Source organism: Streptomyces sp. NPDC045956 (genome assembly GCF_056430705.1).
Genome location: NZ_JBWKKZ010000007.1, coordinates 293,563 through 314,042 on the forward strand (window position 1 = coordinate 293,563; position 20,480 = coordinate 314,042).

Here is a 20,480-nt window from a genome sequence, read left to right on the forward strand (position 1 = left end):
CAGGCGCCTACACCGGCACGTGCACCGTCTCCACCCGGCTGGCGACCAGCCGCTCCCGCTCCCTGCGCGCCGCCCGCCTCCGCAGCCGCATGATCTGCGTGACACCGAGCGCCTGGAGCACGAAGACCGAGGAGAACGCGACCCGGTAGTCGTCCCCGGTGGCGTCCAGCAGCACGCCGATCGCGAACAGCGTGGTCATCGACGCCACGAAGCCGCCCATGTTCGTGATCCCGGACGCGGTCCCCTGCCGCTCCGGCGGGTTGGCCGGCCGCGCGAAGTCGAAGCCGATCATCGACGCCGGTCCGCACGCCCCGAGGACCGCGCACAACACGACGAGCAGCCACATCGGCGCCCGGTCGGCCGGGTAGGCGAGCGTCGCCGCCCACAGGAGGGCCGTCGCGCCCACCGTGCCGAGCGCCAGCGGGAGCCGCGCCGCGTGGTGCCGGGCGATGACCTGGCCGTAGACCAGGCCGACCGCCATGTTGGACAGCACCACGAGGGTGAGCAGCTCGCCCGCCGTCCCCCGGGACAGCCCCTGCGCCTCGACCAGGAACGGCATCCCCCACAGCAGCAGGAACACCATCGCCGGGAACTGGGTGGTGAAGTGCACCCACAGGCCGAGCCGGGTGCCCGGCTCCCGCCAGGAGGTGGCGATCTGCCGCCGCACGTACGCGGCGCCCTGGTGCGGCAGCGGCTGCGGCTCGTGCCCCTCCGGGTGGTCCTTGAGGAACAGCAGCAGCAGGACGAACACGACCACGCCCGCCAGCGCGCTGCCCGCGAACGCCGCCGTCCACCCGATGCCGTGCAGCAGCCGGGCGAGGACGAGGGTGGAGACCAGGTTGCCCGCCATGCCGACCAGCCCGGCGAGCTGGGCGACCATCGGCCCGCGCCGGGCCGGGAACCAGCGGGTGCCCAGCCGCAGCACGCTGATGAACGTCATCGCGTCCCCGCAGCCGAGCAGCGCCCGGGAGGCGAGCGCCATGCCGTACGACGGCGAGAAGGCGAAGCCGAGCTGCCCCGCCGTGAACAGCACCACGCCGATGCCCAGCACCTTCTTCGTGCCGAGCCGGTCGACCAGCAGGCCGACGGGTATCTGCATCCCGGCGTAGACCAGCAGCTGGAGGATGGAGAAGGTGGACAGGGCCGAGGCGTTGACGTGGAAGCGGTCGGCGGCGTCGAGGCCGGCCACGCCCAGGGAGGTGCGGAAGATGACGGCGACGAAGTAGACGGAGACGCCGATCCCCCACACGGCGATCGCGCGCCGGCCGCCCGGAGGGTCGCCCGGCAGTGCCGACGAGCCGCTCATCGGACCTCACCCCGGGCCAGGTGCGAGAACCAGCCCACGTGCCGGTGGACCACGCCGACGGCCGCCTCCGCGTCCCCGGAGCGCAGCGCGTCCAGGATCTCCTCGTGCTCGGAGAGGGTCTTGGCGATCCGGTCGGGGTGGGAGTGCATCACGGCGACACCCATCCGCAGCTGGCGGTCCCGGAGCTGGTCATAGAGGCGGTTGAGGATCTCGTTGCCGCCGCTGCGGACGATCTCCGCGTGGAAGCAGCGGTCCGAGACGGCGGCGGCGGCGAAGTCACCGGCGGCGGCCTCCTCCCGCTGCCGGGCGAGCAGGCCCTCCAGCCGCTCGACGAGACCGGGCGGCGCGGGCACCGCCTTCCTCGCCGCGTGCTCCTCGACCAGCAGCCGGGTCTCCACCACGTCCGCGATCTCCTGCGCGGAGACCGGCAGCACCATGGCGCCCTTCTTCGGGTAGAGCCGCAGCAGCCCCTCGACCTCAAGCCGGAGCAGCGCCTCGCGCACCGGCGTGCGGGAGACGCCCACCGCTTCGGCGAGCTCTCCCTCGGTGAGCAGGGTCCCGCCCTCGTAGCGGCGCTCCAGGACACCTTGCTTGACATGGGTGTAGACGCGGTCCGCCGCGGGGGGCTGCTTCACTGCCGTGGTCATGCCGACAGGATAGATACAACAGGGACGCAAGAGGGGGAGGGTCCACGATGCGGACGCGCGGCCACCCGTGCGGGGGGACCCGGCCCTCTCTCCCTGCCGCCGTACAACCATCCGTGCTATTCACGAGTCGCACAGACGCGACCGAAGCCGGATCGACCACAACTCGGGCGCGTCTCAGGGGATTTCAGACAATCGGGGTAATTGACTTGATAAACGACATGAAGCGCGCCCGTCTCCGCAGAGCCACCGCCGTCGCCGTGACCGGCGGTGCCGTGCTCGCGGCCGGCGCCCTGTCCGTAGCGCCCGCACAGGCGGCCCCCACGTATCCCGGGGACTACCGGGCGGTCGGCAAGGGCCTCGAAGCGCGGCACCTCACGGCCAACGCCAAGCCCGCTCCCGCCGTGCCCTCGATCGTGGCCAAGGGCGGCTACGTGATGAACGACGCGAACGGGGCGTCGCTCTACACCAAGGCCGCGGACACCAAGCGCTCCACCGGCTCCACGACGAAGATCATGACCGCCAAGGTCGTGCTCGCGCAGCCCAAGCTGAACCTGGACGCCAAGGTCACGGTCCAGATGGCGTACAGCGACTACATCGTGTCGAAGAACGCCTCCTCGGCCCGCCTGATCGTCGGCGACAAGGTGACCGTCCGCCAGCTGCTGTACGGGCTGATGCTGCCGTCCGGCTGCGACGCCGCGTACGCGCTGGCCGACAAGTTCGGCACCGGCAGCACCCGGGCCGCGCGGGTGAAGTCGTTCATCGGCAAGATGAACTCCACCGCCAAGAGCCTCGGGCTGAAGAACACGCACTTCGACTCGTTCGACGGCATCGGCAACGGCAAGAACTACTCCACGCCGCGCGACCTGACGAAACTCGCGAGCAGCGCGATGAAGAGCTCCACCTTCCGCACGATCGTGAAGACGAAGAAGTACACGGCGAAGACGGTCACCAAGTCGGGCGGCACCCGCACGATGGCGCCCTGGACCAACACCAACACGCTGCTCGGCAGTTACAGCGGCGCGATCGGTGTGAAGACCGGGTCCGGCCCGGAGGCCAAGTACTGCCTGGTCTTCGCCGCCACCCGGAAGGGCAAGACCGTGATCGGCACGGTGCTGACCTCCTCGTCGTCGACGCAGCGCGCCACGGACGCCACGAAGCTCATGAACTACGGCTTCGCCAAGCTGGGCTGACCCAGGCCGCCCCACGCACGGGAAACGGGCCCGCCGCTGTCGCGGCGGGCCCGTTCGCGATCGTGCCTACGCCCAGGTCAGCAGGCGCTTGGGCTGCTCCAGGACCGCCGCCACGTCGGCGAGGACCTTGGAACCCAGCTCGCCGTCGACCAGGCGGTGGTCGAAGCTCAGCGCCAGGGTCGTCACCTGACGCGGCTTCACCTTGCCCTTGTGCACCCACGGCTGGAGCTTGATCGCGCCGACCGCGAGGATCGCGGACTCGCCGGGGTTGAGGATCGGCGTGCCGGTGTCGACGCCGAAGACGCCGACGTTGGTGATGGTGACCGTGCCGCCCTGCATGGCGGCCGGGGAGGTCTTGCCCTCCCTGGCCGTCGACACCAGCTCACCCAGGGCGCCCGCCAGCTGCGGCAGCGTCTGGGCGTGGGCGTCCTTGATGTTCGGCACGATCAGGCCGCGCGGGGTCGCGGCGGCGATGCCCAGGTTCACGTAGTGCTTGACCACGATCTCCTGCGCCGCCTCGTCCCAGGACGCGTTGACGTCCGGATGACGCTTGATCGCGACCAGCAGCGCCTTGGCGATCAGCAGGAGCGGGTTCACCCGCAGGCCCGCGAACTCCTTGTCCTGCTTCAGCTCCTCGACCAGCTTCATCGAGCGCGTCACGTCGACCGTCACGAACTCGGTCACGTGCGGCGCCGTGAACGCCGAACCGACCATCGCCGCCGCCGTCGCCTTGCGGACGCCCTTGACCGGCACGCGGGTCTCGCGTGCCGTGTCGTACGACGCCGCCGCCGGGGCCTTTGCGGGAGCCGCGGGGGCGGTGGCGGCGGGGGCCGCCGGGGCCGCCTCGGGTGCGGGGGCCGGTGCCACCGCCGCGTGCACGTCCTCGCGGGTGATGACGCCGTCCGGGCCGGTCGGGGTGACCGTGGCCAGGTCGACGCCGAGGTCCTTGGCGAGCTTGCGCACCGGGGGCTTGGCGAGCGGACGGTCCCGGGTGACCGGGGCGGCCGGCCCGTGCCCGTTCATCTCCGTCTGGATCGCGGCGGACGCCGGTGACGCCGCCGGGGCCTGGGCGCCCTTGCGGGGGCGGCGGCGGGTCGCGGAGGTGGACACCCCGTACCCGACCAGGACGGGCTGGCGGGCCTCCGGCTTCTTCTCCTCGGCAGCGGCAGCGGCAGCGGCCGGCGCCGACATCGGCGCCGGTGCGGCAGCGGTGTCCTCGGCGGGAGCCTGCGCCGGTTCCCCGGCGGACGCCGCGTCGCCGACGGCCACCGCGATGATCGAGGTGCCCACGTCGACCGTGGTGCCCTCGGGGAAGTGCAGCGCGTGGACCACGCCGTCGTAGGGGATGGGCAGCTCGACGGCGGCCTTCGCCGTCTCGACCTCGCACACCACCTGGCCGTCGGTGACCCTGTCACCGGGCTTGACATACCACTTGAGGATCTCGGCCTCGGTGAGTCCCTCGCCCACGTCGGGCATCTTGAACTCGCGTACGGACCCTTCGGTCATCGTCGTCACGACCCTCTCCTCAGTACGCCAGCGAGCGGTCGACGGCATCCAGCACCCGGTCCAGGTCGGGCAGGTAGTCCTCCTCGATGCGCGCCGGCGGGTACGGCGCGTGGTATCCGCCGACCCTCAGCACCGGGGCCTCCAGGTGGTAGAAGCAGCGCTCCGTGATCCGGGCCGCGATCTCCGCGCCCGAGCCCAGGAACACCGGCGCCTCGTGCACCACGACCAGGCGGCGGGTCTTCTCCACCGACGCCTGGATCGCGTCGAAGTCGACCGGCGACATGGACCGCAGGTCCACCACCTCCAGCGAGCGCCCCTCCTCGGCCGCGGCGTCCGCGGCCTCCTGGCAGAGCTTCACCATCGGGCCGTACGCGACCAGCGTGAGGTCGGTGCCCTCGCGCACCACGCGCGCGGCGTGCAGCGGGCCGGGGATGGCCTCGGGGTCGACCTCGGCCTTGTCCCAGTAGCGCCGCTTGGGCTCGAAGAAGATCACCGGGTCGTCGCTCTGGATGGCCTGCTGCATCATCCAGTACGCGTCCGCCGCGTTCGACGGGGAGACCACCTTGAGACCCGCCACGTGCGCGAACAGCACCTCGGGGGACTCCGAGTGGTGCTCGACCGCGCCGATGCCGCCGCCGTAGGGGATGCGGATGACGACCGGCATCTTGACCTTGCCCAGCGAGCGGGCGTGCATCTTCGCCAGCTGGGTGACGATCTGGTCGTAGGCCGGGAAGACGAAACCGTCGAACTGGATCTCCACCACCGGGCGGTACCCGCGCAGTGCGAGGCCGATGGCGGTGCCGACGATGCCGGACTCGGCCAGCGGGGTGTCGATGACCCGGTCCTCGCCGAAGTCCTTCTGGAGGCCGTCGGTGACCCGGAAGACGCCGCCGAGCTTGCCGACGTCCTCACCCATGATCAGGACCTTGGGGTCCGACTCCAGCGCGCGGCGCAGCGACTCGTTGATCGCCTTGGCCAGCGCCATCTTTTCCGTCGCCATGTCAGACCCCCTCGGCCTCTGCGAACGACGCCTGGTAGGCGGCGAACTGGGCCCGCTCCTCGTCGACGAGCGCGTGCCCGTCCGCGTACACGTTCTCGAAGATGGCGAACCGGTCCGGGTCCGGCATGGCACGGACCACTTCGCGTACTCGCTTGCCCAACGCCTCGCTCTCCGCCTCCAGTTCCCCGAAGAATCCCTCGTCCGTGTGGTGTGCGGACTCCAGGAAGCGGCGCAGGCGCAGGATCGGGTCCTTCGCCTCCCAGGCGGCCCGCTCGTCGTCGTGCCGGTAGCGGGAGGGGTCGTCGGAGGTGGTGTGGGCGCCCATGCGGTACGTGTACGCCTCGATCAGCGCCGGGCCCTCGCCGCGCCGCGCCCGCTCCAGGGCCCAGCGGGTGACCGCGAGGACGGCCAGCGCGTCGTTGCCGTCGACGCGGACGCCGGGGAAGCCGAAGCCCTGGGCGCGCTGGTACAGCGGCACCCGGGTCTGCTTCTCGTTGGACTCGGAGATCGCCCACTGGTTGTTCTGGCAGAAGAACACCACGGGCGCGTTGTAGACGGCGGCGAAGTTGAACGCCTCGCTCACATCGCCCTGGCTGGAGGCGCCGTCGCCGAAGTAGGCGATCACGGCGGAGTCCGCGCCGTCCTTGGTGATGCCCATCGCGTAACCCGTGGCGTGCAGCGCCTGCGAGCCGATGACGATGGTGTAGAGGTGGAAGTTGTTGCTGTTGGGGTCCCAGCCGCCGTTGTTCACGCCGCGGAACATCCCGAGGAGGTTGGTCGGGTCCACGCCGCGGCACCAGGCGACGCCGTGCTCGCGGTAGGTCGGGAAGACGTAGTCGTCCTCCCGGGTGGCCCGGCCGGAGCCGATCTGGGCGGCCTCCTGCCCGAGCAGCGAGGCCCACAGGCCCAGCTCGCCCTGGCGCTGCAGGGCGGTGGCCTCGGCGTCGAAGCGCCGGGTGAGCACCATGTCGCGGTACAGACCGCGCAGCTCGTCCGGGGTGATGTCGGCGACGTATTGGGCGTACTCCGCGTAGGCGGCCGTCTCGACCCGTTCGCCCTCGGGCGTCAGCAGCTGCACCAGCTCCGTCGCGGGGCCCTTGGTGGCAGCGGTGCGGGTGGTGCGCTTGGCGCCGGTGGTGCCGGCCTTCGCGGCTGCTGCGCCGGCCTTGGTGCCGGTGGTACCGGTCGCCTTGCTTCCGGCGCTGCGTCGCGGCTTGCGCGCGGCAGTGCTCTCGGTCACGTGTGCTCCTCCGTCGGTCCGGCCCCCGGGTTCGCCGGAAGCCAGTGCGGCTCACCTGCGGCCCGGCGGACGCACGAGGGTGGGTGCGGCCCGGTCGGGAACAGGCGTGACAGGTGCCCCGGCGAGCGCCCTGCGAACTGCACGTTACCCAGTGCTCCACATTTCTGTGAAACCCCTCCTGACCTGCGTTTTTACTCGGATTTCCAAGTAAATCGGCAAAGTACGGGAGTTCTCCTGGTCACAGCCTCGCAGGGGGCCGGAACAACGGCACGTTATCCCGGCCACCCCGGGCACGGGAAGAGTCGGTGTGTGACACTGACCGCGTGCGCGAAGACGGAAAAATCCGGGTATTCCTCCTCGACGACCACGAGGTGGTGCGCCGGGGGGTGCACGACCTGCTCGCGGGCGAGGCCGACATCGAGGTGGTCGGCGAGGCCGGCACGGTGGCCGACGCGCTGGCCCGGGTCCCGGCCACCCGTCCGGACGTGGCCGTCCTGGACGTCCGGCTGCCCGACGGCAGCGGCGTGGAGGTGTGCCGCGAGATCCGCTCCCGGGACGAGTCCGTCCGGTGCCTCATGCTCACCTCGTTCGCCGACGACGAGGCCCTCTTCGACGCGATCATGGCGGGTGCCTCCGGCTACGTCCTGAAGGACATCCGGGGCGCCGAGCTGCTGGGCGCCGTACGGGAGGTGGCCGCGGGCAAGTCCCTGCTCGACCCGGCGGCCACCGCGCGCGTGCTGGAGCGGCTCCGCGACGGCGGCGCGCGGGCCGACGACCGGCTCGCCCGCCTCACCGACCAGGAGCGGCGCATCCTGGAGCTGATCGGCGAGGGACTGACCAACCGCGCGATCGGCGAGCGGCTGCACCTGGCCGAGAAGACGGTCAAGAACTACGTGTCCAGCCTGCTGGCCAAACTCGGCATGCAGCGGCGTTCCCAGGCGGCCGCCTTCGTGGCCCGGCTGCAGGCCGAGAACCGCTGAGGCGCGGGGACCGCCGCGCCGCGCGCGTGGAGCCCCCCGATGAATCAAAAAGCCGCGCGCGCGTGGAGCCCGTCTCCGGGTCGCACGCGCGCGTGGGGTGGGTTGTGCTTCAGCTCTTCGTCACTCGCCCGCAGGCTCGCCGCCGCCGCCCGGCTCGCCGGTCGCGCCGCCGTCGGTGCCGCCCGTCGCGCCGCCGTCGGCACCGCCCGTCGCGCCGCCGTCGGTACCGCCCGTGGGGTCACCCGTCGGGTCGCCGGTCGGGTCGTCCGTCGGCGTCGTCGGGTCCGTCGTCGGGTCGCCCGTGGGATCACCGGTCGGGTCCTGCGTGACGCTCTGCGACGGCGTGTACGACGGGGTGTACGACGGGGTGTAGTCGCCGCCGCCCGTGCCGCCCCCGCCGTTGCCCTGCTCGGTGCCCGGGTCGGTGGTCTCCCGCGTCTCCTCGTCGCTGGGGGACGAGGAGGCCGACTCGTTGCCGGTGCTCTGCGAGGTGGTCGCCGAGGGACTCTTGTCCGTCTCGCCGCCCTCCTTGCCGCCGTCGCCGTTGTTCAGGGCGAGCGCGACGCCGGCGGCGATGGCGATCACCGCGAGGACGGCCAGTATCCACAGCTTGCCGCGGCCGCTGCCCTTGTTGCCGCGGCCCTCGAAGCCGCCGTCGTCGCCCCCGCCGTAGCCGTTCGGCAGGATCGGCTGGGGGATCTGCTGGGTGCCGGAGGCGCCGTGGTCGGGGTGCGGCAGCACCGAGGTGCCCGCGAGGCCGGCCGCCGCGGCGTGCCGTCCGTCGTGCGCGGTGACCGGGCCGGTGTTCCAGGTGCCGGTGTGGCCGCCCTGCTCGTACAGCATCTGCAGCCCGTACTGGACCAGGCCGCGCATCTCCTCGGCGGTCTGGAAGCGGTCGTCGGGCTCCTTGGCCAGCGAGCGCATCACCAGACCGTCCAGCTCCGGAGGAGTGGCGTCGGAGACCTCGGACGGGGGCGTCGGGATGTCCTGGACGTGCTGGTAGACCACCGAGAGCGGGGTCTCGCCGGTGAACGGCGGACGCAGCGCGAGGAGTTCGTACAGCAGGCAGCCCGTCGCGTACAGGTCGGAGCGGTGGTCGACGGCCTTGCCGAGGGCCTGCTCCGGGGAGAGGTACTGCGGGGTGCCCATGACCATGCCGGTCTGCGTCATCGTCGTGGACGCGCCGTGCAGGGCGCGGGCGATGCCGAAGTCCATCACCTTCACCGCGCCGTTGTGCGTGATGATCACGTTGGCCGGCTTGATGTCGCGGTGGACGATGCCGTGCTGGTGGGAGTAGGCGAGCGCCTCCAGGACACCGGAGACGATGATCAGGGCCTGCTCGGGGCCGGGCGCCTCGGCGTTGAGGAGGAGGTCGCGGATGGTGCGCCCCTCGACGATCTCCATCACGATGTACGGCACGGACTGACCGCCGACGAAGTCCTCGCCGGAGTCGTACACGGCCACGATGGCGTGGTGGTTGAGTCCGGCCACCGACTGGGCCTCGCGCGTGAAGCGCGCCTTGGAGACCGGGTCCTCGGCGAGGTCGGCGCGCAGCAGCTTGACGGCCACGGTGCGTCCGAGGCGGACGTCCTCGGCGGCGAACACCTCGGCCATGCCGCCCCGCCCGAGCCTGCGGGTCAGCCGGTACCGGCCGTCGCCGACCAGGCCGCCGTTGCCCCAGGTCTCCGGCGCGTCAGCCATACCGCCGCCAGTCGCCTCGGGTTCGGACGGGCCCTGGGCGCGCTGCTGCTGTGCCATCAGTCCTCGCCGTCGTTTCTGCCCGCGGTGCGCGCGGTGTAGTTACGGTCTCCGTCGGCCACGCTACAGCCTCCGCGGTGGCCTCCGGTCCGAGATGGGCGCCGGGACCGGCATCGAGACGGACCGGTCATGAAACCCTGGTTCCGTACTGTCGTGCAAATTCCGTGTACCGGCAGTACGCCGGCTGTAACGCTTCCGCGACGCTTCTTTCGCGTACGGTCACGGAACGGGCACCGCGCTTGACGTGTCAGTGCCCTGGGGCAGACTTGGCCGGGAATAGCACTTTCGATCACGAGCGTGCGTGCCGCGGCCGACGGCGCCGACGCCGATGGGGGACGCAGACGATGAGCCAGGACGCCGGACAGGGCCGGTACGCGGGGCGGGCACTAGCCGGCGGCCGCTACCAGCTGCGCGACTTGCTCGGCGAGGGCGGCATGGCCTCGGTGCACCTGGCGTACGACTCGGTCCTGGACCGTCAGGTCGCGATCAAGACACTCCACACCGAGCTGGGCCGGGAGCAGGCCTTCCGCGAGCGTTTCCGCCGCGAGGCCCAGGCAGTGGCCAAGCTCACGCACACCAACATCGTCTCCGTCTTCGACACCGGCGAGGACGATTTGGGCGGTCTGACGACGCCGTACATCGTCATGGAGTACGTGGAGGGCCGTCCGCTCGGCTCGGTGCTCGACGAGGACGTCCGGCAGCAGGGCGCGATGCCCGCCGACAAGGCGCTGAAGATCACCGCCGACGTGCTGGCGGCGCTGGAGATCAGCCACGAGATGGGCCTGGTCCACCGCGACATCAAGCCGGGCAACGTGATGATGACCAAGCGCGGCGTGGTCAAGGTGATGGACTTCGGCATCGCCCGCGCCATGCAGTCCGGCGTCACCTCGATGACGCAGACCGGCATGGTCGTCGGCACCCCGCAGTACCTCTCGCCGGAACAGGCCCTCGGCCGCGGCGTGGACGCCCGCTCCGACCTGTACTCGGTCGGCATCATGCTCTTCCAACTGGTCACCGGCCGCCTGCCGTTCGACGCCGACTCGCCGCTGGCCATCGCCTACGCGCACGTGCAGGAGGAGCCGGTTGCTCCTTCGTCGGTCAACCGCGCCCTGCCGCCTGCCGTGGACGCGCTGGTGGCCCGCGCGCTGAAGAAGAACCCCAACGAGCGCTTCCCCAGCGCCGTGGCCATGCGGGACGAGTGCCTGCGCGTCGCGGCCTCCTTCCAGGCGGCCCCGCCGAGCATCGTGCCGGGCTCGCCCGCGGCGAGCGGTTCGGGCGTCGGCTCCGCGGTGTTCCCGCCGGTCGACCAGAGCGGACCGGTACCGACGGGTCCCGTCCAGACGCCGTACCAGCCGACGCCGGCCCCGGGCCCGTACGGCACCCCGGCGCCCGCCGCGCACGCGCCCGCGTACGGCTACCCCCAGCAGAGCGGCTACCAGACGCCGGCCGCCTCGCCCTACGCGCCGCAGCAGCACCAGGGCGCGTCCACGCCACCGCCGTACAACCTGACGCCCTCCGCCCCGGCCTCCGGCTCCGCGGGCGGCGGCAGGAGCAACAAGATGGTGGTCATCGGCTCGATCGCGGTCGCCGTCCTGGTGGTCGGCGGTCTGATCGGCGCGCTGGCGATGAACGGCGGCGGCGGGGACGACCCCAAGGGCGGTGACACCACCGCCAGCGCCTCCGTGTCGGACACGCAGGCGGCCGGCTACCGCGGGCCGGACAAGACGAAGACCATCGAGAAGGACGAGTGCACCGAGCCCGAGGAGTCGTACAACGACCCCGAGAAGATCCAGGTGCCCGACTTCACCTTCAAGTACATCGGCTCGGTCAAGGAGTGCTTCCAGGCCGCCGGCTGGACGATGGAGGTCGTCGAGGTCGACGAGAACACCTACGGTGAGGGCTCGATCCGGGACCAGTTCCCCACGCCCGGCACGGACGTCGACGAGGACGACATGCCGAAGATCCAGCTCAAGGTCTCGACGGGCAACCCGCCGTCGGCCTGACCTCCTCAGCGACAGGACGAAGGGCCCGGCGGCAGGTGCCGCCGGGCCCTTCGTCACCTCGGTGAGTGGGCTTCCTACAGGTAGGGACCGCCGGAGCGGCCGCCCGGGTGGGGCGGCTCCTCGCCGTCCTGGCCGACGCCCGGCGGCAGTGCGCGGCGCATCTGCTCGAGCTGGGCGCGCGCGGCCATCTGCTGGGCGAACAGGGTGGTCTGGATGCCGTGGAACAGGCCCTCCAGCCAGCCGACCAGCTGCGCCTGGGCGATCCGCAGTTCGGCGTCGGTGGGGGTCGTGTCCTCCGTGAAGGGCAGGGAGAGCCGCTCCAGCTCCTCGACCAGCTCCGGCGCCAGACCGTCCTCCAGCTCCTTCACCGAGCTGGCGTGGATCTCCTTGAGCCGGGCCCGGCTCGCCTCGTCCAGGGGTGCGACGCGTACCTCTTCCAGCAGCTGCTTGATCATGCTGCCGATCCGCATGACCTTGGCAGGCTGCTCCACCTGCTCGGTCACCGGGATCTCCCGGGACTCGTCGTCCCCGCCGCCGCTGCTGAGCGCCATACCGTCCTGGCCGACGACCAGGATCTGGGGGTTCTCCGGCGACCTGTCGTTCCTCGGCATCTCCATGGCGCCATTGTCGCGCACGCGTCCGCCCCGGACGGTTGGTGCCCCCGGGGAAGAGCGGCCCGACACGATCGGCGGCAACCGATATGCCGGTATGACGGCGGGGTGTGAGGCTTGTTCCGTCGATTTCCGCCACTGGTTCTCACCGGGAGGGGGTCACGGACGTGACTCCATGGCTGCGCACCCTGCGAACGGCGGGGCTGGTGGGGGTTGTGGGGGTGGGCGCGCTGCTGTCGCCCTTCGGGACGGGGGCGGCGTACGGGGCGGGGGTGGCTTACGGGGCGGGGTTTGCGGCGGTGGGGGGCACTGAGGTGGCGAAAACCGCGGGGGCGGTCAGGACCGCCGGGGTGGAGACCGGCGCGGTCGCGGAGCGGGGCGCGTCGGCGGACAGGGCCGCTGTGGCTCCTTCTCCCTCCGTGTCCGCTCCCGCTCCGGGGGCCGGGTCCGGCGGGGCCGGGTCCGGCGGGGACGGTTCCGGCGGGGACGGTTCCGGCGGGCAGGGGGGTCACGAGCATCCCGGGAACCATGACGACCACGGGCGACCGGGGGACCACGACGGGCAGGGCGGCTCCGGGGACGACGACGGCCGTGACGACCCGGGGGCGCGTCCCGGCTCCCCCTCGGCGGAGAAGCCCGGCTCGTCCGGCCGGCCGCCGTCCGGCCCGGCGGGCAGTGCGGACCGCGGCTCCGCGTCGCCCTCCCCCTCCTCCTCGGCGTCCGCTGCCCAGACGGCCGGCCCGGACCCCTCCCGCGCCGGGAGCCGGCCGGGCGAGGGGCGCCGGCGTCCCGGGCGGCCCGCCGACCGGGAGCCCGAGCACGGACGGGTGGACGAGGTGTCCGACCGCACCGTGGACGGCGACGACCAGGACGCCTCCGAGGATCCGGCCGGCGCCGTGCCGCCCGGGAAGGCCACCGACGTGCCGTCCGCCTCCCCGTCCCGGGACCGGACCGCCACCGACCGGGCCACCGAGCCCGCGCTGCGGGTCCTGCCCCTGGGCAGCGGCCTGGTCCTCGTCGGCCTCGGCCTGGCCCTGGGCCTCGTCGGGCTGCGCCTGCGACGCGGATAGCCGGCGTCGCCACCGGTGCCGCCCACCCGGAACCGGCGGCGCCGGTGACGCCCCCATACGGTGGCGGGCCGCGCCGAAGGATGCGGGCCCGGTCCCCCGCCGAGGGATGCGGGGGCCGCCCCCTCTGCACCGGCGCGTGTGCCACCCCTCGGAGACAGGCCTCCCGGCCTCCGACTCCGGCCGTACCTGCGGTTCCGGCCGTACCTCGGTCAAGGCCCGCTCAACCGGCTCGGGCCCTGCGTCCGGCTCGGGCCCTGCATCCGGCTCGGGCCCTGCATCCGGCTAGGGCCGTGCATCCGGCTCGGGCCCTGCATCCGGCTGCGCTGCGGCTCGAATCCGTTCCCGATCGGCAGCCTGGGCGCACTGGCCGACCCGCCGGCGGAGGGCGCAGGCGGGCGTGGATCCGCCCCACCGGAGCGTGACCAACGGCCCTCACCCCAACTGATCGCGGCCCCCGCCCTCTCGGGCCGGGGGCCGCGCCGGCCCGGCAAGGGCGGGGACCGAGCCCGCCGCTACGACGAGGTGACCAGCAGCACCTTGCCGATGTGTCCGCTCTCCTCCACGATCCGGTGGGCGGCGGCGGCCTCGCTCATCGGGAGTTCGCGGTCGACGACCGGGCTGACGTGGCCCCCGTCCAGCAGCGGCCAGACGTGCTCGCGCACGGCCGCCACGATCGCCGTCTTCTCCTCCAGCGGCCGGGCGCGCAGCGAGGTCGCGGTGACGGCGGCGCGCTTGGCGAGGAGGGTGCCGATGTCCAGCTCGCCCTTCCGGCCGCCCTGCATGCCGATGATCGCGAGCCGGCCGTTGGCGGCGAGGGCCCGGACGTTGCGGTCCAGGTACTTGGCGCCCATGTTGTCGAGGATGACGTCGGCGCCCGCGCCGCCCGTGGCCTCCCTCACCTCGGCGACGAAGTCCTGCTCCCGGTAGTTGATCAGGATGTCGGCGCCCAGTTCGGCGCAGCGCTCCAGCTTCTCCGGGGTGCCCGCCGTCACGGCGACCCTGGCGCCGACGGCCTTGGCGAGCTGGATGGCCATGGTGCCGATGCCGCTGGAGCCGCCGTGCACGAGCAGCGTCTCGCCGGGGCGGAGGTGGGAGACCATGAAGACGTTCGACCAGACGGTGCAGACCACCTCGGGCAGGGCCGCGGCCCGCTTGAGGTCGATGCCCTTGGGAAGCGGGAGGAGCTGGCCGGCCGGGACGGCGACCTTCTCGGCGTAGCCGCCGCCCGCGAGCAGCGCGCACACCTCGTCGCCGACCGACCAGCCGGACACGCCGGTCCCGACGGCAGCGACCCGCCCGGAGCACTCCAGGCCGGGGTGGGGGGAGGCGCCGGGCGGAGGATCGTAGAAGCCCTGGCGCTGCATGATGTCGGCGCGGTTGACGGCGCTGGCCGTCACCTCGACCAGGACCTCGCCCTCGCCGGGCACCGGGTCGGGGACCTCGGCCCACACCAGCGCCTCGGGGCCTCCGGGTTCGGAAATCGTGATCGCATGCATGAGGGCGACGCTACTCCTGTGCCCCCGGGCGGAGGCGTTCACCTCGGTCCACGGGCGGAACGTCCTCGGACTTTCGGACCGTCCGTGGGGAAATCCTGTGCGCGACCGATGAGTTTGCGCGATGGTAAAGGTCTCCCCATGGACAACCCAAGAAAGTACTGCCAAGGGCACGTGGCCGAGAGCACACCGCCGCGACCGCCCGACCGAGAAGGCGGAAGGACCCCCCAGCATGAGCACGCAGACGTCCGGACTGGCGATCGAAACAGCGGGGTTGGTGAAGACGTTCGGTGAGACCCGCGCCGTGGACGGGGTGGACCTGGCGGTGCCCGCCGGCACGGTCTACGGCGTACTCGGACCGAACGGCGCGGGCAAGACGACCACGGTGAAGATGCTCGCCACCCTGCTGCGGCCGGACAGCGGCCAGGCCCACGTCTTCGGCCGCGACGTCGTCCGCGAGGCCGACGAGGTACGCAGCCGGGTGAGCCTCACCGGGCAGTACGCCTCGGTGGACGAGGACCTCACCGGCACCGAGAACCTGACCCTGCTGGGCCGGCTCCTCGGCCACGGCAAGAAGGCGTCGCTGGAGCGGAGCGAGCAGCTGCTGGCGGCGTTCGGACTGACGGACGCCGCGGCGAAGCAGGTCAAGCACTACTCCGGTGGCATGCGGCGGCGTATCGACATCGCCGCGTCCATCCTCAACACCCCGGACCTGCTCTTCCTCGACGAGCCGACGACCGGCCTGGACCCGCGCAGCCGCAACCAGGTGTGGGACATCGTGCGCGCGGTCGTCGCCCAGGGCACGACCGTGCTGCTGACCACGCAGTACCTCGACGAGGCCGACCAGCTGGCGTCCCGGATCGCCGTCATCGACAAGGGGCGGGTGATCGCCGAGGGCACCAAGGGCGAGCTGAAGGCGTCCGTCGGCGCCGGCTCCGTCCACCTGCGGCTGCGGGACGCGGAACAGCGGCCCGAGGCCGAGCGGCTGCTGCGCGACCTGCTGACCGCCGAGGTCCAGCTGGAGCCGGACCCCGTGGCGCTGACCGCCCGCCTGGCGACGGCGGCGAGCGACGCGGCCGCCGAACTGGCCGCCAAGGCGCTCGGCGAGCTGGTCCGACAGGGCATCACCGTGGACAACTTCTCCCTGGGACAGCCCAGCCTCGACGAGGTCTTCCTGGCGCTGACCGGGCGCGACACCGGCCAGAACTCCGGCAACGGCAACGGCACCGACGACACCACCGGCACCGGCCCTGACACGAAGGACGAGGTGGCGGCATGAGCACGGCCACGAGCACCGAGGCCAAGGAACTCTCCACGGTCAGCACCGAGTCGCTGGCGGCCCTGCTGGTCGCCAAGGAGCGGCCGCCGCGGCCCAGCGCGCTCTCCACGTCCGTGACGTTCGGCTGGCGCGCGATGCTCAAGATCAAGCACGTGCCGGAGCAGCTCTTCGACGTCACCGCGTTCCCGATCATGAACCTGCTGATGTTCACGTACCTCTTCGGCGGTGCGCTGGCGGGTTCGCCCAGCGAGTACATCCAGTTCGTGCTGCCGGGCATCCTCGTGATGTCGGTCGTGATGATCACGATGTACACCGGGGTCTCGGTCAACATCGACATCGAGAAGGGCGTCTTCGACCGCTTCCGCTCGCTGCCCATCTGGCGGCCCTCGGCGATGGTCGGCTACCTGCTCGGTGACATGCTGCGCTACACCATCGCGTCCGTCGTCATGCTCGCCATGGGCCTGCTGCTCGGCTACCGGCCGGACGGCGGGTTCCTGGGGGTGGTCGCCGGGATCGCGCTGCTGCTGGTGTTCTCGTTCGCCTTCTCGTGGATCTGGACGATGTTCGGGCTCATGATGCGCTCCGAGAAGTCGGTGATGAGCGTCAGCATGATGGTGATCTTCCCGCTCACCTTCCTGTCCAACGTCTTCGTCGACCCGAAGACCATGCCGGGCTGGCTCCAGGCGTTCGTCAACAACAGCCCGATCACCCACCTGGCGTCCGCGGTGCGGGGCCTGATGGCCGGTGACTGGCCCGGCGCCGAGATCGCTTGGACGCTGGGCTGGGCCGGTGGGCTCCTGCTGGTCTTCGGTCCCGTCACGATGCGGCTCTACAACCGCAAGTAGTCCCTCGCGTACGCGGTCGGCGCCCCGTCAGTCGCGGGGCAGCGGGCGGGCGTCGGGCGCCACATGGGTGGCCGGCGTCGCCCGCACGATCGTGATCAGACGGTCGGCCAACTCCAGTCCGCCGACGGCCGGATCGTCGTAGCCGAGCACCCGGTGTCCGCGCACGACGCTCACCACCAGGTCGTCCGTCTCGCGCGGGCTCCGGCCCACCTCGGCCTTTATGACCGGCCGCTCGACGAGGTCCAGTCCGCTGCCCTGGCTGATGAGGTCCTCCATGACCATGCCGGCGGCCGGGCTGAGCACGGAGAGCCCGAGCAGGCGGCCCGCGGCGCTGGCGCTGGTGATCACGGCGTCGGCGCCGGACTGCTTCAGCAGCGGCGCGTTCTCCTCCTCGCGGACCGCGACGACGATCTTCGCGCCCCGGTTGAGCTGCCGGGCCGTCAGCGTCACCAGGACGGCCGTGTCGTCCCGCTGGGTGGCGATGATGATCTGCTTCGCCCGGTACACCTCGGCGCGGTTCAGCACGTCACTGCGGGTCGCGTCCCCTATCACCCCCGCGTAGCCGTGGGCCGTCGCGGCCTCGATGGCCTTGCCGCTGGGGTCGACCACCACGACCTGCTCCTTGCGCAGACCGGTCGCGCAGACGGTCTGGATCGCCGACCGCCCCTTGGTGCCGAAACCGACGACGACGGTGTGATCGCGCAAGGTGGACCTCCAGCGGTTCAGGCGCCACTCCTCCCGAGTGCGCTCGGTGAGGGCTTCCAGGGTGGTGCCGACCAGAATGATCAGGAACATCACACGCAGCGGCGTGATGACGAAGATGTTGGTCAGCCGGGCCGCGTCACTGACGGGCGTGATGTCGCCGTACCCGGTGGTGGAGAGGGTGACGGTGGCGTAGTAGAAGGCGTCGAGGAGATCGACGGAGCCGTCGGAGTTGTCGTTGTAGCCGTCCGCGTCGGCGTAGACGATGAACGCCGTCGCCAGGAGGACCACGAGGGCCAGCGACAGCCGTTTGCCGACCTGGCGGATGGGGTGCTCCACCAGCTTCCTCGGGAGTTTCACCCGATGGGTCACGAGATGCTCGTCCGCCTGACGGGCGATCGCGTCCTGGCCCGGAAGTTTCACGTGAAACACACTCCGATTCCGCCGGTGGTCCAGGGCAGGTCGAGCAGCTCGGTCTCCTGCCCGGGCCGCGCACCGCCCGGGGGTACGACGGCCAAGGCGTCGGCGGCGGCGATGCCGCGCAGCATGGCCGGTCCGTTGTAGCGCAGCGGCACGGCGCCGTCGCCCCGGAGGACGACGGGGACGAGCCGGGTGTCGTACGGGTGGCCCTGCACCGCGTCCCGCAGGGCCAGCGCGTAGGGCTCCGGGGCGGGGCGGGCGGCGAGGGTACGCAGCAGCGGCTCGGCGAGGGTGAGCAGCCCGGAGATCGCGGCGAGGGGGTTGCCGGGGAGGCCGACGAGGTGCTGCTGCTCCTTGGTCCGGGCCAGCAGCATCGGGTGGCCGGGGCGCACCTTGACGCCGTCCACGAGCAGTTCGGCACCGATCCGGCCCAGGACCGGGTGGACGTGGTCGACAGGGCCCGCGGCGGTGCCGCCGGTCGTGACGATCAGGTCGGCGTCGGAGGCCTTGAGGGTGCGGTACAGGTCTTCGGCGTCGTCGCCGATCCGGCGGACCGTGCGGACCTCCGCGCCCAGGGCGCGCAGCCAGGGGGGCAGCATCGGGCCGAGCGCGTCCCGGATGAGGCCGTCGTGCGGCAGTCCCTCGGTGAGCAGCTCGTCACCGAGGACGAGGACGTCGGCGCGAGGGCGGGGGACCGCGGTGAGGGTGTCGTAGCCGGCGGCCGCCGCGAGGCCGAGCACCGCCGGGGTCACCAGGGTGCCGACGGGCAGGAGCTGGTCGCCGCTGCGGCACTCCTGGCCCCGTGGGCGGATGTCCTGGCCCTGGGCGACGTCTCGGGTGGCCCCCAGCCGGTCCCTGCCGTCGGTGCGGCCGTGTTCGGTACGCAGGACGGCGGTGGTGTCCTGCGGGACGCGGGCGCCGGTGGCGATGCGGACGGCCTCGCCGTCGGTGAGGCGTGCGGGCTCCGCGTGCCCGGCCAGGACGCCCTCGCCGCGTACCGTCCAGGGGCCCGGTCCGGCGACGGCCCAGCCGTCCATCGCCGAGGTGTCGAAGGAGGGCAGGTCGGTGAGGGCGGCCAGCGGCGCGGCCAGGGTCAGTCCGAGGGCCGCGTCCAGGGGCGCGGAGACCGGGGCCCGGGGGGCGGCGCGCACGGCGGCGCGGGCGGCGCGCTCGGCGGCCGCGCGGGCTTCGGGCCAGGGCGTCGCGTGGTGGTCGGGGACCGGCGGCGCGTGCGGGGCGCCGTGCTGCGGGGTGCCGTGCTGCGCGTCGGGTGCGGGAGCCGCCGGGCCGGGGGCGCCGTGCGAGGGGCCGGGGGCGCCGTGCGGAGGGCCGGGCTTCTCCTTCACGAGGGCGAGCGCCTCCTCCACGTCGAGGTCTTCCGCCTCCTCGTCCGCCCGCGTGCCGGGGGAGGCCATCAGGCGTCCGGGCGGGTGTCGGGGGTGGCGTCGGCCGCCGCGTCGGGGCGGCCCGCGGCGGGGGCGGACGCGGAGGCGGCCTCCTCTGCCCAGCGTGCGGCGAGGGCCGTCGCCCGGCGGACGGCCTCGGCGACGGCCTCGGAGCTCCCCCCGGCCCGCCCGGCCGCGTATCCGACCAGGAACGTGGTCAGCGGGGCCGCGGGCCTGGCCACACCGTGGGCGGCGTCCCGGGCGAGGTCGAGCAGGAGGCCGGTGTCGACGTCGAGGTCGATGCCCAACTCGTCCTTGGCTGCGGAGATCCATTCATCCAACACGTGACCATGCTCCCTGATGCGTGCCCTTGCGGTGGCGATGTCGTCCCAGGTGTCGCAGTCGAAGGACGCGACGGCGTCCGGAACGCGGGTGAGGCGGAGGGCGCCGGTCAGACGGCGCAGCGGCAGCCCGGTGAGATCCGCCCCGCCCGCGGTGAGCGCGGCCAGTTCGCGGTGCAGCGCCTGCGCGCGGTAGGCGGCGACGAGGGGCTGGTCGCGGTCGTCGGCGTCGGTGAGCAGCACACCGTCGGCGTCGCCCGCGGTGAGCGCCGACAGCAGGTGCCCGACGGTGGGCCCGGCGAGGAAGGGCAGGTCGGCGGAGAGCACCAGGACGTGCTCGGCCGAGGTGTGGCGCAGTCCGGCGGCCAGGGCGGCGAGCGGTCCGCCGCCGGGCGGGTCCTCGCGGGCCCAGGTCACCGGGCGGGCCGTGGGCCGTGGCCCGGCGACGACGACGGTGGTCCGCGCTCCGGCGCAGGCCGCGAGCACGCGGTCCAGCAGCGCGCGGCCGCCCACGCGCAGGCCCGGCTTGTCCGCGCCGCCGAGCCGGCGGGCGGCCCCTCCGGCGAGCACGACGGCGTCGTACCCGGCGGACGCCGGGCCCGGCGCGGGTGCGGTGCCGTCGCCGGGTTCACCGGTGGGCTCGTACGCGGTCACCCCCTGAGTATGGGGCCCTGTCCGATCACAGGGAACGCGGGGGAGCCCGC

General features: G+C 72.6%; 17 protein-coding genes. 6 read left to right on the forward strand and 11 right to left on the reverse strand.

The window, feature by feature from the left end:
* Window positions 1–7: 7 nt before the first annotated feature.
* Both AC07FV_RS20555 and AC07FV_RS20560 read right to left on the reverse strand, forming a co-directional pair.
* A complete protein-coding gene (locus AC07FV_RS20555; protein ID WP_479088816.1) occupies window positions 8–1,306 on the reverse strand; it encodes an MFS transporter in 1,299 nt (432 codons plus the stop codon).
* Window positions 1,303–1,953, reverse strand: a complete 651-nt coding sequence (locus AC07FV_RS20560; protein WP_479088817.1) for a GntR family transcriptional regulator — start codon at window positions 1,951–1,953, stop codon at window positions 1,303–1,305. Before AC07FV_RS20560 ends, AC07FV_RS20555 begins: the two co-directional genes overlap by 4 nt.
* 218 nt (window positions 1,954–2,171) lie before the next feature.
* On the opposite strand from AC07FV_RS20560, the gene AC07FV_RS20565 reads away from it, so the two are divergent.
* The gene (locus AC07FV_RS20565) at window positions 2,172–3,143 is read left to right on the forward strand and encodes a D-alanyl-D-alanine carboxypeptidase family protein (RefSeq protein WP_479088818.1); all 972 of its coding nucleotides are present in this window, start codon (window positions 2,172–2,174) and stop codon (window positions 3,141–3,143) included.
* A 66-nt stretch (window positions 3,144–3,209) separates the two neighbouring features.
* Here AC07FV_RS20565 and AC07FV_RS20570 read toward each other — a convergent pair whose 3' ends face one another.
* The 3 genes from AC07FV_RS20570 to pdhA are packed head-to-tail and all read right to left on the reverse strand — an operon-like array spanning window position 3,210 to window position 6,889.
* Window positions 3,210–4,658, reverse strand: coding sequence for a dihydrolipoamide acetyltransferase family protein (locus AC07FV_RS20570; RefSeq protein ID WP_479088819.1), 1,449 nt, complete (start codon window positions 4,656–4,658; stop codon window positions 3,210–3,212).
* Between the two features lie 10 nt (window positions 4,659–4,668).
* Entirely contained in the window at window positions 4,669–5,634 is a 966-nt protein-coding gene (locus tag AC07FV_RS20575) for an alpha-ketoacid dehydrogenase subunit beta (RefSeq protein WP_479088945.1), read from the reverse strand.
* A 16-nt stretch (window positions 5,635–5,650) separates the two neighbouring features.
* Window positions 5,651–6,889, reverse strand: a complete 1,239-nt coding sequence (pdhA, locus tag AC07FV_RS20580; RefSeq protein ID WP_383650502.1) for a pyruvate dehydrogenase (acetyl-transferring) E1 component subunit alpha — start codon at window positions 6,887–6,889, stop codon at window positions 5,651–5,653.
* A 323-nt stretch (window positions 6,890–7,212) separates the two neighbouring features.
* Here pdhA and AC07FV_RS20585 point away from each other — a divergent pair, with 323 nt between their 5' ends.
* Complete coding sequence (locus AC07FV_RS20585; RefSeq protein ID WP_479088820.1) at window positions 7,213–7,869, forward strand: response regulator; 657 nt, start codon at window positions 7,213–7,215, stop codon at window positions 7,867–7,869.
* 120 nt (window positions 7,870–7,989) lie between these two features.
* Here the strand turns inward: AC07FV_RS20585 and AC07FV_RS20590 are convergent, their stop codons facing one another.
* Window positions 7,990–9,627 carry a protein kinase domain-containing protein gene (locus AC07FV_RS20590; RefSeq protein WP_479088821.1) on the reverse strand — a complete coding sequence of 546 codons (1,638 nt, stop codon included), beginning with the start codon at window positions 9,625–9,627 and terminating at the stop codon, window positions 7,990–7,992.
* Between the two features lie 344 nt (window positions 9,628–9,971).
* Between AC07FV_RS20590 and AC07FV_RS20595 the strand changes: the two genes are divergently transcribed.
* On the forward strand, window positions 9,972–11,630 hold the full coding sequence (locus tag AC07FV_RS20595; protein ID WP_479088822.1) for a protein kinase domain-containing protein: 1,659 nt from the start codon (window positions 9,972–9,974) through the stop codon (window positions 11,628–11,630).
* 74 nt (window positions 11,631–11,704) lie between these two features.
* Here AC07FV_RS20595 and AC07FV_RS20600 read toward each other — a convergent pair whose 3' ends face one another.
* On the reverse strand, window positions 11,705–12,247 hold the full coding sequence (locus AC07FV_RS20600; RefSeq protein WP_383650496.1) for a bacterial proteasome activator family protein: 543 nt from the start codon (window positions 12,245–12,247) through the stop codon (window positions 11,705–11,707).
* 830 nt (window positions 12,248–13,077) lie between these two features.
* Here AC07FV_RS20600 and AC07FV_RS20605 point away from each other — a divergent pair.
* The gene (locus AC07FV_RS20605) at window positions 13,078–13,311 is read left to right on the forward strand and encodes a hypothetical protein (RefSeq protein ID WP_479088823.1); all 234 of its coding nucleotides are present in this window, start codon (window positions 13,078–13,080) and stop codon (window positions 13,309–13,311) included.
* Between the two features lie 512 nt (window positions 13,312–13,823).
* Here AC07FV_RS20605 and AC07FV_RS20610 read toward each other — a convergent pair.
* Window positions 13,824–14,807, reverse strand: a complete 984-nt coding sequence (locus AC07FV_RS20610; protein ID WP_479088824.1) for an NAD(P)H-quinone oxidoreductase — start codon at window positions 14,805–14,807, stop codon at window positions 13,824–13,826.
* A 229-nt stretch (window positions 14,808–15,036) separates the two neighbouring features.
* Here AC07FV_RS20610 and AC07FV_RS20615 point away from each other — a divergent pair, with 229 nt between their 5' ends.
* Both AC07FV_RS20615 and AC07FV_RS20620 read left to right on the forward strand, forming a co-directional pair.
* Window positions 15,037–16,083: an ATP-binding cassette domain-containing protein gene (locus AC07FV_RS20615; RefSeq protein WP_479088825.1), complete on the forward strand. Its 1,047-nt coding sequence runs from the start codon at window positions 15,037–15,039 to the stop codon at window positions 16,081–16,083.
* Window positions 16,080–16,928 (forward strand): ABC transporter permease, encoded by an 849-nt coding sequence (locus AC07FV_RS20620; protein WP_479088826.1) that lies wholly within the window; start codon window positions 16,080–16,082, stop codon window positions 16,926–16,928. Before AC07FV_RS20615 ends, AC07FV_RS20620 begins: the two co-directional genes overlap by 4 nt.
* Window positions 16,929–16,955: 27 nt before the next feature.
* Here the strand turns inward: AC07FV_RS20620 and AC07FV_RS20625 are convergent, their stop codons facing one another.
* The 3 genes from AC07FV_RS20625 to AC07FV_RS20635 are packed head-to-tail and all read right to left on the reverse strand — an operon-like array spanning window position 16,956 to window position 20,430.
* On the reverse strand, window positions 16,956–18,053 hold the full coding sequence (locus AC07FV_RS20625; RefSeq protein ID WP_356602544.1) for a potassium channel family protein: 1,098 nt from the start codon (window positions 18,051–18,053) through the stop codon (window positions 16,956–16,958).
* On the reverse strand, window positions 18,050–19,465 hold the full coding sequence (locus tag AC07FV_RS20630; RefSeq protein WP_479088827.1) for a molybdopterin molybdotransferase MoeA: 1,416 nt from the start codon (window positions 19,463–19,465) through the stop codon (window positions 18,050–18,052). The genes AC07FV_RS20625 and AC07FV_RS20630 overlap by 4 nt, the downstream gene beginning before the upstream one ends.
* Entirely contained in the window at window positions 19,465–20,430 is a 966-nt protein-coding gene (locus AC07FV_RS20635; RefSeq protein ID WP_479088828.1) for an NTP transferase domain-containing protein, read from the reverse strand. Before AC07FV_RS20635 ends, AC07FV_RS20630 begins: the two co-directional genes overlap by 1 nt.
* Window positions 20,431–20,480 lie beyond the last annotated feature (50 nt).